The 14295-nt window shown below is 73.5% G+C and carries 13 protein-coding genes; 6 read left to right on the top strand and 7 right to left on the bottom strand.

The features are described from left to right. Positions 1-56 precede the first annotated feature (56 nt). Positions 57-1658 carry an alpha/beta hydrolase gene (locus FGW31_RS30335; protein ID WP_142196743.1) on the top strand — a complete coding sequence of 534 codons (1602 nt, stop codon included), beginning with the start codon at positions 57-59 and terminating at the stop codon, positions 1656-1658. 71 nt (positions 1659-1729) lie between these two features. Here the strand turns inward: FGW31_RS30335 and FGW31_RS30340 are convergent, their stop codons facing one another. Continuing rightward, positions 1730-2455 carry a lysophospholipid acyltransferase family protein gene (locus tag FGW31_RS30340; protein ID WP_142196744.1) on the bottom strand — a complete coding sequence of 242 codons (726 nt, stop codon included), beginning with the start codon at positions 2453-2455 and terminating at the stop codon, positions 1730-1732. Positions 2456-2648: 193 nt separating this feature from the next. On the opposite strand from FGW31_RS30340, the gene FGW31_RS30345 reads away from it, so the two are divergent. Then, a complete protein-coding gene (locus tag FGW31_RS30345) occupies positions 2649-3104 on the top strand; it encodes an RpiB/LacA/LacB family sugar-phosphate isomerase (protein ID WP_142196745.1) in 456 nt (151 codons plus the stop codon). A gap of 23 nt (positions 3105-3127) precedes the next feature. On the opposite strand, the gene FGW31_RS30350 is transcribed toward FGW31_RS30345, so the two are convergent. The 5 genes from FGW31_RS30350 to FGW31_RS30370 form a co-directional block, all read right to left on the bottom strand. Continuing rightward, a complete protein-coding gene (locus FGW31_RS30350) occupies positions 3128-4357 on the bottom strand; it encodes a PP2C family protein-serine/threonine phosphatase (RefSeq protein ID WP_142196746.1) in 1230 nt (409 codons plus the stop codon). An 11-nt stretch (positions 4358-4368) separates the two neighbouring features. Then, the gene (locus FGW31_RS30355) at positions 4369-6822 is read right to left on the bottom strand and encodes a SpoIIE family protein phosphatase (protein WP_142196747.1); all 2454 of its coding nucleotides are present in this window, start codon (positions 6820-6822) and stop codon (positions 4369-4371) included. 401 nt (positions 6823-7223) lie between these two features. Further along, positions 7224-8450, bottom strand: coding sequence for an ornithine--oxo-acid transaminase (gene rocD, locus FGW31_RS30360; protein WP_142196748.1), 1227 nt, complete (start codon positions 8448-8450; stop codon positions 7224-7226). Next, positions 8447-9259 (bottom strand): dimethylargininase, encoded by an 813-nt coding sequence (gene ddaH, locus FGW31_RS30365; RefSeq protein ID WP_142196749.1) that lies wholly within the window; start codon positions 9257-9259, stop codon positions 8447-8449. Before ddaH ends, rocD begins: the two co-directional genes overlap by 4 nt. A 124-nt stretch (positions 9260-9383) precedes the next feature. Next, positions 9384-9887 carry an Lrp/AsnC family transcriptional regulator gene (locus FGW31_RS30370; protein ID WP_142196750.1) on the bottom strand — a complete coding sequence of 168 codons (504 nt, stop codon included), beginning with the start codon at positions 9885-9887 and terminating at the stop codon, positions 9384-9386. A 111-nt stretch (positions 9888-9998) separates the two neighbouring features. Between FGW31_RS30370 and FGW31_RS30375 the strand changes: the two genes are divergently transcribed. The 4 genes from FGW31_RS30375 to FGW31_RS30390 are packed head-to-tail and all read left to right on the top strand — an operon-like array spanning position 9999 to position 14091. Next, on the top strand, positions 9999-10787 hold the full coding sequence (locus FGW31_RS30375; RefSeq protein WP_142196751.1) for a LytR/AlgR family response regulator transcription factor: 789 nt from the start codon (positions 9999-10001) through the stop codon (positions 10785-10787). A gap of 10 nt (positions 10788-10797) precedes the next feature. After that, positions 10798-11157 (top strand): hypothetical protein, encoded by a 360-nt coding sequence (locus FGW31_RS30380; RefSeq protein ID WP_142196752.1) that lies wholly within the window; start codon positions 10798-10800, stop codon positions 11155-11157. A 19-nt stretch (positions 11158-11176) separates the two neighbouring features. Next, the gene (locus tag FGW31_RS30385) at positions 11177-12889 is read left to right on the top strand and encodes a sodium/solute symporter (protein ID WP_142196753.1); all 1713 of its coding nucleotides are present in this window, start codon (positions 11177-11179) and stop codon (positions 12887-12889) included. Next, the gene (locus FGW31_RS30390; protein WP_142196754.1) at positions 12886-14091 is read left to right on the top strand and encodes a sensor histidine kinase; all 1206 of its coding nucleotides are present in this window, start codon (positions 12886-12888) and stop codon (positions 14089-14091) included. The genes FGW31_RS30385 and FGW31_RS30390 overlap by 4 nt, the downstream gene beginning before the upstream one ends. A 23-nt stretch (positions 14092-14114) precedes the next feature. On the opposite strand, the gene FGW31_RS30395 is transcribed toward FGW31_RS30390, so the two are convergent. Continuing rightward, positions 14115-14291, bottom strand: a complete 177-nt coding sequence (locus FGW31_RS30395) for a hypothetical protein (RefSeq protein ID WP_142196755.1) — start codon at positions 14289-14291, stop codon at positions 14115-14117. Between the last annotated feature and the right edge of the window lie 4 nt (positions 14292-14295).

Raw genomic sequence — 14295 nt, forward strand, 5'->3', positions numbered from 1 at the left:
CCCCGCAGCGGCGAGGATCCCCCGTACCCATCGGGACGAGGCGGAAAGAGGCCCACGTGAGGGACAGCAGAGCGAAGAGACGGCGGACGGCGCTCGGTTCGGCCGGAGCGCTCGTCACGGCGACGCTCATAGCCGGCGCCGTCGCGGCGCCCACGGCGAACGCGACGGCGGACGCGCGACACGGCGGCGACCGCGAGGCCAGGGGCGTCGCCGTCGCCGCCGCCCGGGCCGCGAGGGCCGGCATCGACTGGCGGGACTGCCCCGCCGACTGGAACCTGCCCAAGCCCATCCAGTGCGGCTGGGTCTCGGTCCCGCTCGACTACGCCGAGCCGCACGGCAAGCAGATCAAGCTCGCCGTCGACCGCATCGGCAACACCGGCACCGCCGACGAGCGCCAGGGCGCGCTCCTGTACAACCCCGGCGGTCCCGGCGGCTCCGGCCTGCGCTTCCCGGCCCGGGTCACCGGCAAGAACCCGGTCTGGGCCAAGACGGCCGAGGCGTACGACTTCGTCGGCTTCGACCCGCGCGGCGTCGGCAGGTCCGCGCCCATCTCCTGCGCCGACCCGCAGGAGTTCGTCAAGGCGCCCAAGATGGACCCGGTGCCCGGCTCCGAGGCCGACAAGCTCGCCCAGCGAAAGCTCGCCCGCGAGTACGCCGAGGGCTGCTACGAGCGCAGCGGCGAGATGCTGGCGCACATGACCACGCCGAACACCGCGCGCGACCTCGACGTCATCCGCGCCGCCCTCGGCGAGAAGAAGCTCAACTTCCTCGGCGTCTCCTACGGCACCTACCTCGGCGCCGTCTACGCCACCCTCTTCCCGGGCCACGTCCGCCGCATGGTCGTGGACAGCGTCGTCAACCCCTCCCGGGAGAAGATCTGGTACCAGGCCAACCTGGACCAGGACGTCGCCTTCGAGGGCCGCTGGAAGGACTGGCAGGACTGGGTGGCGAGCAACGACGCCACCTTCCACCTCGGCACCACCCGGGAAGCCGTCCAGGCCCAGTGGCTGAAACTGCGCGCCACCGCCGCGAAGGACCCGATCGGCGGCGTCGTCGGACCGGCCGAGCTGACCGGCTTCTTCCAGAGCGCCCCGTACTACGACTCCGCCTGGATCCCGGTCGCCACCGTCTTCGGCAAGTACGTCGCCGGCGACACCCAGGCCCTCGTCGACGCCGCCGCACCCGACCTCTCCGACACCGCGGGCAACGCCGCCTCCGAGAACGGCAACGCCGTCTACACGGCCGTGGAGTGCACCGACGCCAAGTGGCCCACCAACTGGCGGACATGGGACCGCGACAACACCCGGCTGCACCGCGACCACCCGTTCATGACCTGGGCCAACGCCTGGATGAACCTGCCCTGCGCCACCTGGCCGGTCAAGCAGCGGACCCCGGTGGACGTCACGTCCGGCAAGGGCCTGCCGCCCGTGCTGATCGTGCAGGCCGAACGGGACGCGGCCACCCCCTACGGCGGCGCCCTCGAACTGCACCGGCGGCTCAAGGGCTCCCGCCTCGTCACCGAGCGGGACGCCGGATCCCACGGCGTCACCGGCCTGGTCAACCCCTGCGTCAACGACCGGGTCGACACCTACCTGCTCACCGGCCGGCTGGACCGGACCGACGTGACGTGCGCGCCGCACGCCACGCCGAAGCCGTAACCTCCGACGCCGTACGGCACGAGGGGCGGCCGGTACCACCGGCCGCCCCTCGTCGCCGCGCCACCGGCGGGTCAGCCCGACGGCATCCTCGGGAACCGGCGCTTGTCCTGCGCCCTGCGCTCGGCCTCCTCGGCCTTGGCGACGGCCGCGTACTGGTCGACGTACTCCTGCTCGGACAGGCTCAGGATGGAGTACATGATCTCGTCGGTGACGGCGCGCAGGACCGCCTTCTCACCCTCCATGCCCGCATAGCGCGAGAAGTCCAGCGGGGCACCGAAGCGGATCACCACCGGATGGATCCGGGGGATCACCTTGCCGGGCGGCTGCGCCTCGAACGTGCCGATCATCGCGCACGGAATCACCGGGACGCCCGCCTTGAGCGCCATCACCGCGACCCCGACCTTGCCCTTGTAGAGGCGGCCGTCGTGCGAACGGGTGCCCTCCGGGTAGATGCCGAGCAGTTCCCCCCGGCCCAGCACCCCCAGCCCCTCCCGGATCGCGGCCTGCCCGGCGTCCTTGCCGGACCGGTCGACCGGGATCTGCCCGGCGCTGTGGAAGAAGAAGGCCGTCAGCCTGCCCTTGAGGCCGGGCCCGGTGAAGTACTCGGCCTTGGCGAGGAACGTGATGCGCCGCTTCAGCACGGCCGGCATCAGGAAGTGGTCCGAGAACGACAGGTGGTTGCCCGCCACGATGGCGGCACCGGACGACGGAACGTGCTCGAGACCCTCTATTCGCGGCCGGAAGACCAGTTTCAGCAGCGGGCCCAGCAGCACGTACTTGAGCAGGTAGTAGAACAAGGGCACGCTCCTCACTCCGGCGGACGGGCGGTGCCGCCGCGTTCCAGCAGGCCATCCGGCACGTCGTGGGCCGCCAGTCTAGGTCCGGGCCGCCCGCCGCGGCACCACCGCGTCGGACGCGGGGACACCGTACTGTGCCGGACGGCTGAACGCCCGTCAGCGGGCGCGCACCGCGGGGAGTAGGCTCCGAAGCATGCGGATCGCCGTCTCCTCCGACATGGACGAACCCGTCGCCCGCGCGCTCCTCGACGAGCTGCGCGAGCGCGGCCACGACGTACGCGCGCACGGCGCCCTCAGCCCCGGTGACGACCCGCAGTGGGCGTTCTGCACGGAGGCCGCCGCCCGCGAGGTCGCCGACGGCACCGCCGACCAGGCGGTGGTGTGCTGCTGGACCGGCACGGGCGCCTCGATCGCCGCGAACAAGGTGCCCGGCGTCCGCGCCGCCCTGTGCACCGACGCCTACACCGCCGACGGCGCCCGCCGCTGGAACGACGCCAACGTGCTGGCGCTCAGCCTGCGGCTGACCTCCGGGCCGCTGCTGAAAGAGATCCTCGACGCCTGGTTCGCCGGTGCGCCCAGCGACGACCCGGAGGACCGGCGCAACGTGGAGCGCACGGCACGCCTCGATCAGGCCCGCACCGGCTCCTGACCCGCGACGAGTCCGCCGGACGGTCACAGCCGTACGACGACCAGCGCCGTGTCGTCGGTGGCGCCGCCCGGCGGCAGCAGCTCCAGCAGCACGATGTCGGCGAGCGCCTCGGGGTCCCGTGTCCGGTGCCGGTGCAGCGAATCGGCGAGCCGCGTCAGCCCGGTGTCGATGTCCTCCCGGCGCCGTTCGACCAGACCGTCGGTGTAGAGCACCAGGGTGGCACCCGGCTCGAACGCCGTCACCGCCTCGGGCCTCGGCACCGGGTCGGGCCGGGCGTCCAGCGGCGGGTCGGTGGCCCGGTCGAGGAACTCCACCCGTCCGTCGTGGTGGACCAGCACCGGCGGCGGATGCCCGGCACTGCTGTAGGTGACGGTGTTCCGGTCGAAGTCGACGAACGTCGTCACCGCGGTCGCGGACTCCGCGCCGTCCACCACGTGCGCGTAGCGGCCCACCACGTTCAGCGCCTGCGCCGGCCCGTCCGCCACCCGGGAGGCCGCGCTCAGCGCGCTGCGCAGCTGCCCCATGACGCAGGCCGCCGCCAGACCGTGACCCACCACGTCGCCCACGGACACGCCGAGGCGGTGCCCGCCCACCAGGTCGACCAGGTCGTACCAGTCGCCGCACACGGTGAGCGCGCCCATCGCGGGCCGGTAGCGTACGGCGACCCGCTCGTGGAGGGTCGGCCGGCGCGCGGGCAGCATCGCCTCCTGCAGCGCCGGCGCCACCTCCCGCTCCCGCGCGTGCGCCTGGCGCAGCCGGTTGTTGAGCTCCTGCAGCTCCCGCGCGCGGGCGTACAGCTCGGCCTCCCGCACCCGCTCGGGACCGGTGCCAGCGCGGCCGCTCACCCGGAGCAGCTCGGTGACCTCCTCGATGCGGTGCACGATCAGGACGACGTTCCCGTCGGGCCCGAACACCGGCGTGTTCACCGGGCTCCAGTAGCGCTCCTCCCACTCGCCGGGGCGCTCGGTGCTCTCGACGTCGTAGCGCTGCACGGCCATGGTGTCGCGCTCACCGGTGGCCAGCACCCGGTGCAGTGAGGCCCGCAGACTGTCCGCGCCCCTGGACTCGCGGTCGTTCGGGTTGTCCGGGAAGACGTCGAACACGAAACGGCCCACCAGAGCCTCCCGCGGGCGTCCCGACCCGCGCACGAACGCCTCGTTGACGTCCGCGAGGACCAGCTCCGGGGTGAGCAGCGCCACCATGCCGGGCAGGGCCTGGTAGACCGCCGCGTAGTCGATCGACGTCTCCGCCATTGGCCACATCCCTACGGCGGCGGTGCGGTCAGCGACTGCTCCGCCCAGATGATCTTCCCTTCGGGGACGAACCGGGTGCCCCACCGCTGGGCCAGCTGGGAGACCAGCAGCAGCCCGCGCCCGCCCTCGTCCGTCGCGCGCGGATGACGCAGATGGGGCGCGGAGGCCCCGCCGTCGAACACCTCGCACACCAGTGCCCGCTCCCGGACCAGCCGCAGCCGGACCGGGCCGGCGGCGTGCCGGATGGCGTTGGTGACCAGTTCGCTGACGATCAGCTCGGTGGTGAAGACCAGCTCCTCCAGGCCCCAGTGGGCCAGCTGCCGGGTGGCGGCCCTGCGGGCCTCCGCCACCACGGACGGCTCCACCGGCAGGTCCTTGACCGCGACCTGCGCCGGATCCAGCCGCCGGGTACGGGCCATCAGCAGGGCCACGTCGTCGTAGGGCCGGGCCGGGACCAGCATGTCGACCACGGCACGGCAGCTCGGCTCCAGCGCGGGGCCGGCCCCCTCCAGCGCCCGCCGCAGCAGCTCCCGGTCCGCGCCGGCGGGCGACATACCGCCGGCGCCGAGCAGACCGTCGGTGTGCAGGGCGAGCGTGCTGCCCTCGGCCAGGGTCAGTTCCACCGCCTCGAACGGCGGCCCGCCCACGCCGAGCGCCGGGCCCTGCGGCAGCTCCACGAAGGTGACCGTGCCGTCGGGCGCCACGACGGCGGGCGCGGGATGGCCGGCCGCGGCCATCGCGCACCGGCCGTCCACCGGGTCGTAGACCACGTACAGGCAGTCGGCCCCGACGGACTGCCCGGCGTCGTCCCGGGACTGCCGCCCGTCGCCCTCGTCCCGCGCCGACCGGCCCACCAGGTCGTCCAGGTGGGCGAGCACCTCCTCGGGCGGCAGATCGATGGCGGCCAGCGTCCGCACGGCGGTCCGCAGCCGCCCCATCGCCGCGGCGGCGTCGATGCCGTGGCCCGGCACCTCGCCGACGACCAGGGCGACGCGGGCCCCGGACAGCGGGATCAGGTCGTACCAGTCGCCGCCCAGCCCGGTCAGCTCGTCGGCCGGGCGGTAGCACGCGGACACCTCGACGGCGTCCAGCTCGGGCAGCCGGCGGGGCAGCAGGCTGCGCTGCAGGACGAGCGCGGCGTCCCGTTCGCGGGTGTAGCGCCGGGCGTTGTCGACGCAGACGGCGGCCCGGGAGACGACGTCCTCGGCCAGACTGAGGTCGTCCTGGTCGAAGGGGTTCTCACGGCGGCGGCGGAAGAACGTGGTGATGCCGAGCGTGGTGCCACGGGCCCGCACCGGGACGATCATCACGCTCTGCAGGCCCAGCTCCAGGAACGTGGACCCGCGGTCGCCCGGGCCCGTCACGGCCCACTCCTCGGCGAGCGGGTCGAGCTCCTGCCGCCAGGCCCGGCCCGTGGTCAGGCAGCGCACCGGCGGGGAGCCCGCCAGGTAGGCCACCACCGCACCGGACTCCACGGCCCTGCGCGGCAGGTCCTCGTACAGCGACCGGTGGCCGGCGCGCAGCAGCACCACCCGGTCGGAGTCGGTGAGCGGTCCGGGCCGCAGCTCGGCACCCCGCAGCACCGTCTCCAGCAGATCCACGACCACGAAGTCCGCGAGTCCGGGCACCGCGACGTCCGCCAGTTCCTGCGCGGTGACCATGACGTCCAGGGTGCGGCCGATGCGCTCGCCCGCCCGGTCGAGCAGGGCGAGGCGCTGCCGGGCCCGGTGCCGCTCGGTGACGTCCACGACGGTGTAGTACACGCCCATCGGCCGGCCCCGCTCGTCGTCCAGCCGGGTGAACGACATCATGTGCGCCGTCTCGCGCAGCGGCGCGGAACGCGCCCGGCCGACGTGCTCGTAGCCGACGACCTGACGGCCGGTGTCCAGCACGTACCGCATCTGCGTCTCCACCGCCGCGGCGTCCAGGCCCGGCTGGACGTCCGCGAACCGCAGGCCCAGGCGCCGCGGCGGCGGGCCGCCGCCGAACTGCTCCAGGGCGGCGTTCGACCACACGTAGCGCAGATCGGTGTCCACGACGGCGATGCCGATGGACGAGCCCGCGACCATCTGTTCCAGCACGCCGCGGCTCATGTCCCAGCCGGCCGCCCCCGCCAGCTCCGACAGCAGCACCAGCAGCGACGAGCGGCCCCGCGGCTCCACGGCCGGGGTGATCCGCACCATCACGGGCACCGGCCGCCCGTCCCGGTGCCGGGCCGTCATCAGGCCGGCCCAGTCGCCGTCCGACCGGCACCGCTCGACCAGGTCGGGCACCCGCTCCGCGTCCTCGGGAACCAGCAGCTCGGCGAACTTCCGGCCCACCGCCTCGGACGCCCGGTGCCCGAGCAGCCGCTCGGCCCGGACGGTCCAGCCGCTCACCATGCCGTGCGGATCGAGCAGCAGGGGTACGGCGTCGGCCACATCGAACCTCTGCCGGGCTGCGTCCCGCTCCTCGTGTCCGCCCACCGAGCCGACCTCTCTGTCGCTGAGAGTGGTCCACCACCTTCTCGTCCATCTTCACCCGGGAAGGCCGTCGAGGGCTCCCCGGAGGTGCGCCGGCGGTGAACGGCCGCTCGGCCCGCACCCGGGTGACGGGCCGCGCGACCCGGTACCGCGGCGGCGGCCCCGGCGCGCCGGATCGGTGCGACCGGCCGAACGATTCTGTTCCGGCCGGTGCCGGCCTTCACGGTCCCGGAAGGACGAAGGCCGGCCGGTGCCGGCCTTCACGATCCCGCAGGCACGAAGGCCGGCCGGTGCCGGCCCTCACGACCCGCAAGGGGCACGAAGGCCGGCGCCACGCCCGCCGGCGGACGGACCGACGGGTGCCGACGGGTGCCGACGGGTCCGCCAAGGCGGCGGTCCGCGCCTCAGCCCTGCTGGAGGAGGACCTTCTCCAGCGTGCGCAGGGCACCCTGGAGCTCCTCCGCCGTGATGGTCAGCGGCGGGGCCAGGCGGATGGTGGAGCCGTGGGTGTCCTTGACCAGGATGCCCTCCCGCATCAGCCGCTCACTGATCTCCCGGCCGGTGCCGAGTGCGGGGTCGACGTCCACGCCCGCCCACAGGCCACGGCAGCGGAAGCCGGCGACGCCCTTGCCGACGAGCGACTCCAGGCCCTCGTGCAGGATCCCGCCCAGCTCCGCCGCCCGGCGCTGGAACTCACCCGTCTCCAGCAGCTCCACCACGGCCGTGCCGACCGCCGCGGCCAGCGGATTGCCGCCGAACGTCGAGCCGTGCTCACCGGGGTGCAGCACCTCCAGCACCTCACGCCGGGCCACCACCGCCGACACCGGGACGATGCCGCCGCCCAGCGCCTTGCCGAGCAGCACCACGTCCGGCACGACCGACTCGTGCTCCACCGCGAGCGTGCGGCCGGTGCGCCCCAGACCCGACTGGATCTCGTCGGCGACGAACAGGCAGCCCTCGCGGCGCGTCAGCTCCCGCACGCCGGCCAGATAGCCGTCGTCCGGCACGATCACACCGGCCTCGCCCTGGATCGGCTCGATCAGCACCGCCGCCGTCGTCTCGTCGACCGCCGCCTCCAGCGCCGCGAGATCGTTGTACGGGACCACCCGGAAGCCCGGCGTGAACGGGCCGAACCCGGCACGCGCGACCTCGTCCGTGGAGAAGCTCACGATCGTCGTCGTCCGGCCGTGAAAGTTGTCCGCCGCCACCACGATCGTCGCCCGGTCGGCCGGGACGCCCTTGACGTCGTAGGCCCACTTGCGGGCCACCTTCACACCGCTCTCCACCGCCTCCGCGCCGGTGTTCATGGGCAGCACCATGTCCAGCCCGGTCAGCGCGGCCAGCCGCTCCGCGAACTCGGCGAGCCGGTCGTTGTGGAACGCGCGCGAGGTGAGCGTCAGCCGGTCCAGCTGGCGGTGCGCCGCCTCGACCAGCGCGGGGTGCCGGTGCCCGAAGTTCAGCGCCGAGTAGCCGGCCAGCATGTCGAGGTAGCGCCGGCCCTCCACGTCCTCCACCCAGGTGCCCTCCGCGCGGGCGACGACCACGGGCAGCGGATGGTAGTTGTGGGCCAGGACGGGCTCCTCCGCACCGATCAGCTCGGCGGACGAACGCGTACGGACGACAGAGGTCATGAGCGGATCTCCTGAGTGCAGCACTTGATGCCCCCGCCCGCCTTCTGGAACTCGGACAGGTCGACGGGGACGGGGACGTAGCCGCGGTCGGCGAGCTGGGCGGCGAGGGCCGTGGCCCCCGGCGAGATGAACACGTGGCGGCCGTCGGACACGGAGTTCAGGCCGAACGCCATGGCGTCCTCGCGGGTCGCGAGCACCGCGTCCGGGTACAGCCGGGCGAGCACCTCGCGGCTCCCCGGCGAGAACGCCTCCGGGTAGTACGCGATGTTCTCCTCGTCCAGCACGAACAGCGCCGTGTCCAGGTGGTAGAAGTACGGATCCACCAGCGTCAGGCCGATCACCGGCACCCCGAAGTACTCCTGCACCTCGCGGTGCGCCTCACGGGTGGTGCGGAATCCGGTCCCGGCGAGGATCCAGCGCCCGGCCGGCACCAGGTCGCCCTCGCCCTCGCACACCGACTCGGGATGGTGGACCTCGTACCCCTCGGCCTTGAACCAGGCCTCGTACGGCACGGACTCCGGGCGCCGCTCGGGCGCGTGGAACAGGGAGCCGAAGACGCGGCCCTCCACGACGACCGCCGCGTTCGCGGCGAACACCATGTCGGGCAGTCCGGGCTCCGGCTTCACGTTCTCCACGGTATGACCGTGGTCACGGTAGGTGTCGACCAGCGTCTGCCACTGCCGCTGGGCGAGCAGGACGTCCACGGGTCGGTCGGGACGCATCCACGGATTGATCGCGTACCGCACGGCGAAGTGTCTGGGTTCGCAGACGAGGTATCGCCGCAGGGACGCCACACGGGAGTCGGGCACAGAGGGGTTCCTCCGCTTCCATGCGGTGCCTACAGGGGGTGCCTACACGGTAGGAACCGACCGAGACGCCCGACAAGGAACGGAAGCTGCGTGTTCACGCAGGATCGCTGCGCGTTCAGCCCGTTCAGCGCACGTCTGATGCGCCCTCGGGCGCGGGCTGGCTCACTCCCGCCTCAGGACTGTCGGGCAGCAGATGGGACAGCACCATCACGCTGATCGTCTTGCGGATGAACGGCTCCTGGCGGATCCGCTCCAGCACCTCCTCGAAGTGCTCCACGTCCCGCGCCCGCACGTGCAGCAGCGCGTCCGCGCCCCCGGTCACCGTCATCGCCGCGGCGATCTCCGGATGGTTGCGCACCACCTCCGCCAGCCGCCGCGGCGGCGCCGCGCCCTCGCAGTACACCTCGACGTACGCCTCCGTGCGCCAGCCCAGCGCGGACGGCTTGACCGTCGCCGTGAACCCGGTGATCACGCCGGTCTCGCGCAGCCGGTCCACCCGGCGCTTGACCGCCGTCGACGACAGTCCGATGGCCGCGCCGATCTCCGCGAAGGACGTCCTGGCGTTCGCCATCAGAGCCGTGACGATCTTCCGGTCGAGCTCGTCGAACGGGGCCTGCCTGCTGTTCATGCGGGCACTGTATCCAGCGGCGACGCCCCGGCGGCCGGCCACGGCCCCGGCGGGAACGTCCGCTGTCCGGCACGTGTCCAGACGCGGAAAACACCCCTACACTCCACCTTCATGCTGCGCGCCCTCGCCGTCGACGACGAACGTCCCTCGCTGGAGGAACTGCTGTACCTGCTGAACGCGGACCCGCGCGTCGCCGGTGCCGAGGGCGCCGGCGACGCCACCGAGGCACTGCGCCGCATCAACCGCGCCCTGGAGTCGGGCCCGGACGGGCCGGAGGCCATCGACGTCGTCTTCCTCGACATCCAGATGCCGGGACTGGACGGCCTCGACCTGGCCCGGCTGCTCGGCGGCTTCGCCCGGCCGCCGCTCATCGTGTTCGTCACCGCCCACGAGGACTTCGCCGTCCAGGCCTTCGACCTCAAGGCCGTCGACTACGTGCTCAAACCCGTCCGCAAGGAGCGGCTGGCCGAAGCGGTCCGGCGCGCCGCCGAACAGCGCGCCGCCGAACAGCGCGCCGCCGCGCAGCGCGGCACCACCGCCCCGCGCATCCCCGTGCACGAACCCGACCCCGACCACATCCCCGTCGAACTCGGCGGCGTGACCCGCTTCGTCCCCGTCGACGACATCACCCACGTCGAGGCCCAGGGCGACTACGCCCGCCTGCACACCGACCGTGGCAGCCACCTGGTCCGCATCCCGCTGTCCACCCTCGAGGAACGCTGGCGCTCCCGCGGCTTCGTCCGCATCCACCGCCGCCACCTGGTCGCGCTGCGCCACATCGGCGAACTCCGGCTCGGCGCCGGCACCGTCAGCGTCCTGGTCGGCGCCGAGGAACTCCAGGTCAGCAGGCGGCACGCGCGGGAACTGCGGGACCTGCTGATGCGCCGGACCACGAGCTAGGGGAGCACACATGCCCCAGGACCCGACCGAACGCCGCGTGATCGTCACCGGCCCGCCCCGCCGCGCCGGCCGCACCTCCGGCTACTACCGGCCACGCACCGAGATCGACGAGCAGACCACCCTCGGGCACACCTACGTCCGCTCCCTGATGCGCATCCAGCTGCGCACCGGACTCACCGCCTTCGCCGTCCTCGCGCTGCTGATCGGGCCGCTGCCCCTGGTCTTCGCCGCCGCACCGGACGCCCGCCGCCTGGAGTGGACCGTGCTCGGCTTCTGCCTCTACCCCCCGATGGTCCTGCTCGCCCGCTGGTACGTGCGCCGCGCCGAACGCAACGAACGCGACTTCGTGCGGCTCGTCGAGGACCGCTGAGCCGGGGACGTCCAGCACCGTGAACTCCGGCTACGCCGTACCCGCCGTCGCGCTCGTCGTCCTGGCGACCGTCCTCGTCGGCGCCTTCGGGCTGCGCATCTCCCGCACCACCTCCGACTTCTACGTCGCCTCCCGCACCGTCGGCCCCCGCCTCAACGCCGCCGCCATCAGCGGCGAGTACCTGTCCGCCGCCTCGTTCCTGGGCATCGCCGGACTGGTGCTGGTCCAGGGCCCGGACATGCTCTGGTACCCGGTCGGCTACACCGCCGGCTACCTGGTCCTGCTGGTGTTCGTCGCCGCCCCGCTGCGCCGCTCCGGCGCCTACACGCTGCCCGACTTCGCCGAGGCGCGGCTCGCCTCGCACGCGGTGCGGCGCCTCGCGGGCGCCTTCGTCGTCGGCGTCGGCTGGCTGTACCTGCTGCCGCAGCTGCAGGGCGCCGGCCTCACCCTGACGGTGCTCACCGGCGCGCCCGACTGGCTCGGCGGGGTGATCGTCGCCGTCGTGGTGACCGTCATCGTCGCCGCGGGCGGCATGCGCAGCATCACCTTCGTCCAGGCCTTCCAGTACTGGCTGAAACTCACCGCGCTGCTCGTGCCCGCCCTCTTCCTGGTCCTCGCCTGGCAGAGCGACGGCGCGCCCGGCCACGCCTTCGACGAGCCGGCCTCCTTCCGCGAACAGCGGGCGGTCCGCGTCGACGACACCCTCGACCTGCGGCTCGAACGCCCGCTCACCGTGACGGTGCACGGCACCGTCGACGGCCGCGCCCACGACGGCACCGCGCTCGCACTTCCCGCCGGCACGCACCGCATCGAGGGCGGCACCCGGCTGACGTTCGCCGAGGGCGCCGAGGTGCCCGCCGCCGGTCGCGGCAGTGCCGACGCGCTGTCGCCGTCCTCGGCCGAGTCCCGCGAGGAACGCCCGCTGTACGCCACGTACGGGCTGATCCTCGCCACCTTCCTCGGCACCATGGGCCTGCCGCACGTCGTGGTGCGCTTCTACACCAGCCCGCACGGCGTCGCCGCCCGCCGCACCACCGTCGCCGTCCTCGGACTGGTCGGCGCCTTCTACCTCCTCCCGCCCGTCTACGGCGCCCTGGGCCGCCTGTACGCCCCCGAGCTGACCCTCACCGGGGACGCGGACGCCGCCGTCCTGCTGCTGCCCGGCCGGATGATCGCCGGCCCGGGCGGCGACCTGCTCGGCGCGCTGGTCGCGGGCGGGGCGTTCGCCGCGTTCCTGTCGACGGCCTCCGGGCTCACCATGGCCGTCGCCGGCGTGCTCACCCAGGACGTGCTCCCCTCGCGCGGGGTGCGGCACTTCCGGCTCGGCACCGTGCTGGCGATGGCCGTTCCGCTCGGGGCGAGCGTCCTGGTCGGGGGTCTGGCGGTGGCCGACGCCGTGGGGCTCGCCTTCGCCGTGTCGGCCTCGTCGTTCTGCCCGCTGCTCGTCCTCGGCATCTGGTGGCGCCGGCTCACCCCGCCGGGCGCGGCGGCCGGGATGCTGGTCGGCGGCGGCTGCGCCTTCGTCGCCGTCGCCGCGACCATGACCGGCTATCCGGGCGAGGGCCCGCTGCACGCCCTGCTCGCCTGGCCGGCGCTGTGGTCGGTGCCGCTGGGCTTCCTCACCATGATCGTGGTGTCGCTGGCCACTCCCGGCCGGGTGCCGCCCGGGACGGCCGCGGTGCTGGCCCGTTTCCATCTGCCGGAGGAACTGCGCACGGAGGTGTCCACGTGAGCGGTTTCCTCGCCGGTCTGCTCGTCGCCGTACTGCCGCTGCTGGGCGCCGGGTTCTGGCTGGGCCGGCGCACCGCCCGGCCCGCCGGTCTCGCCGGGCTCGGCAGCCCCGTCGAGCACGCCACCTTCGAGACCCTGCACACCGCCTCCCTGGCCACGCCTCCGCTGCGGGCCGGCCTCACCGAGGAGGCCGCCGGGAAGTCCGCCCGCAAACTGCGCTCCCTGCTGGGCACGGACGCCCTGTGCCTCACCGACCGCGCCCAGGTCCTCGCCTGGGACGGCGCCGGCGCCCACCACCGCGCCGAGATCATGGAACGCCTTGCGGGTCCCCTCGACACCGGCCGCGGCGAGGCCTTCCCGCTGACCTGCGACACTCCCGACTGCACGGTCCGCTGGGCCGTGGTGGCCCCGCTCACCGTCGACGACCGGGTGCACGGTGCGCTCGTGGCCTGCGCGCCCCGTGAGTCGGCGGTCCTGGTGCGGGCCGCGGGCGAGGTGGCCCGCTGGGTCTCCGTCCAGCTCGAACTCGCCGACCTCGACCAGTCCCGCACCCGTCTCATCGAGGCGGAGATCAGGGCACTGCGGGCGCAGATCTCCCCGCACTTCATCTTCAACTCGCTCGCCGTGATCGCGTCGTTCGTGCGCACCGACCCCGAGCGGGCCCGCGAACTGCTGCTGGAGTTCGCCGATTTCACCCGCTACTCGTTCCGCCGGCACGGCGACTTCACCACGCTCGCCGACGAACTCCACGCCATCGACCACTATCTGGCGCTGGTACGGGCACGCTTCGGCGACCGCCTCGCCGTGACCCTGCAGATCGCGCCCGAGGTGCTGCCGGTCGCCCTGCCCTTCCTGTGCCTCCAGCCGCTGGTGGAGAACGCCGTCAAGCACGGCCTGGAGGGCAAGGCCGACACGTGCCACATCCAGATCACCGCGCAGGACACCGGCGCGGAGGCCCTCGTGGTGATCGAGGACGACGGCGCCGGGATGGACCCCGACCTGCTCCGCCGCATCCTGGCCCGCGAGGTCAGCCCGACCGGCGGCATCGGACTGTCCAACGTGGACGACCGGCTCCGCCAGGTCTACGGCGACGACCACGGCCTCGTCATCGAGACGGCCGTGGGAGCGGGCATGAAGATCACCGTGCGGCTGCCGAAGTACCAGCCGGGCGTGCACCTGGCGGGGCGGCTGACCCCGAAGTGAGGTCCGCCGCCCCGAAACGCTCCTCAGGTGCTGCGGGTGGCGACCATCCCGAGGGTGATCAGGCCCAGCACGACCCAGCCGAACCACAGCCAGCCGTTGCTGCCGAGCGCCACCGTGTAGGCCGTCACGACGACGAGGCCGCCGACGGTGAGCCCTCCCATGGTCTTCGTGGACGTGGAACCGTTCGTGGAACCGGGCATCGCA

This window comes from Streptomyces calvus (assembly GCF_006782915.1).
GTDB classification, from domain to species: Bacteria; Actinomycetota; Actinomycetes; order Streptomycetales; family Streptomycetaceae; genus Streptomyces; species Streptomyces calvus.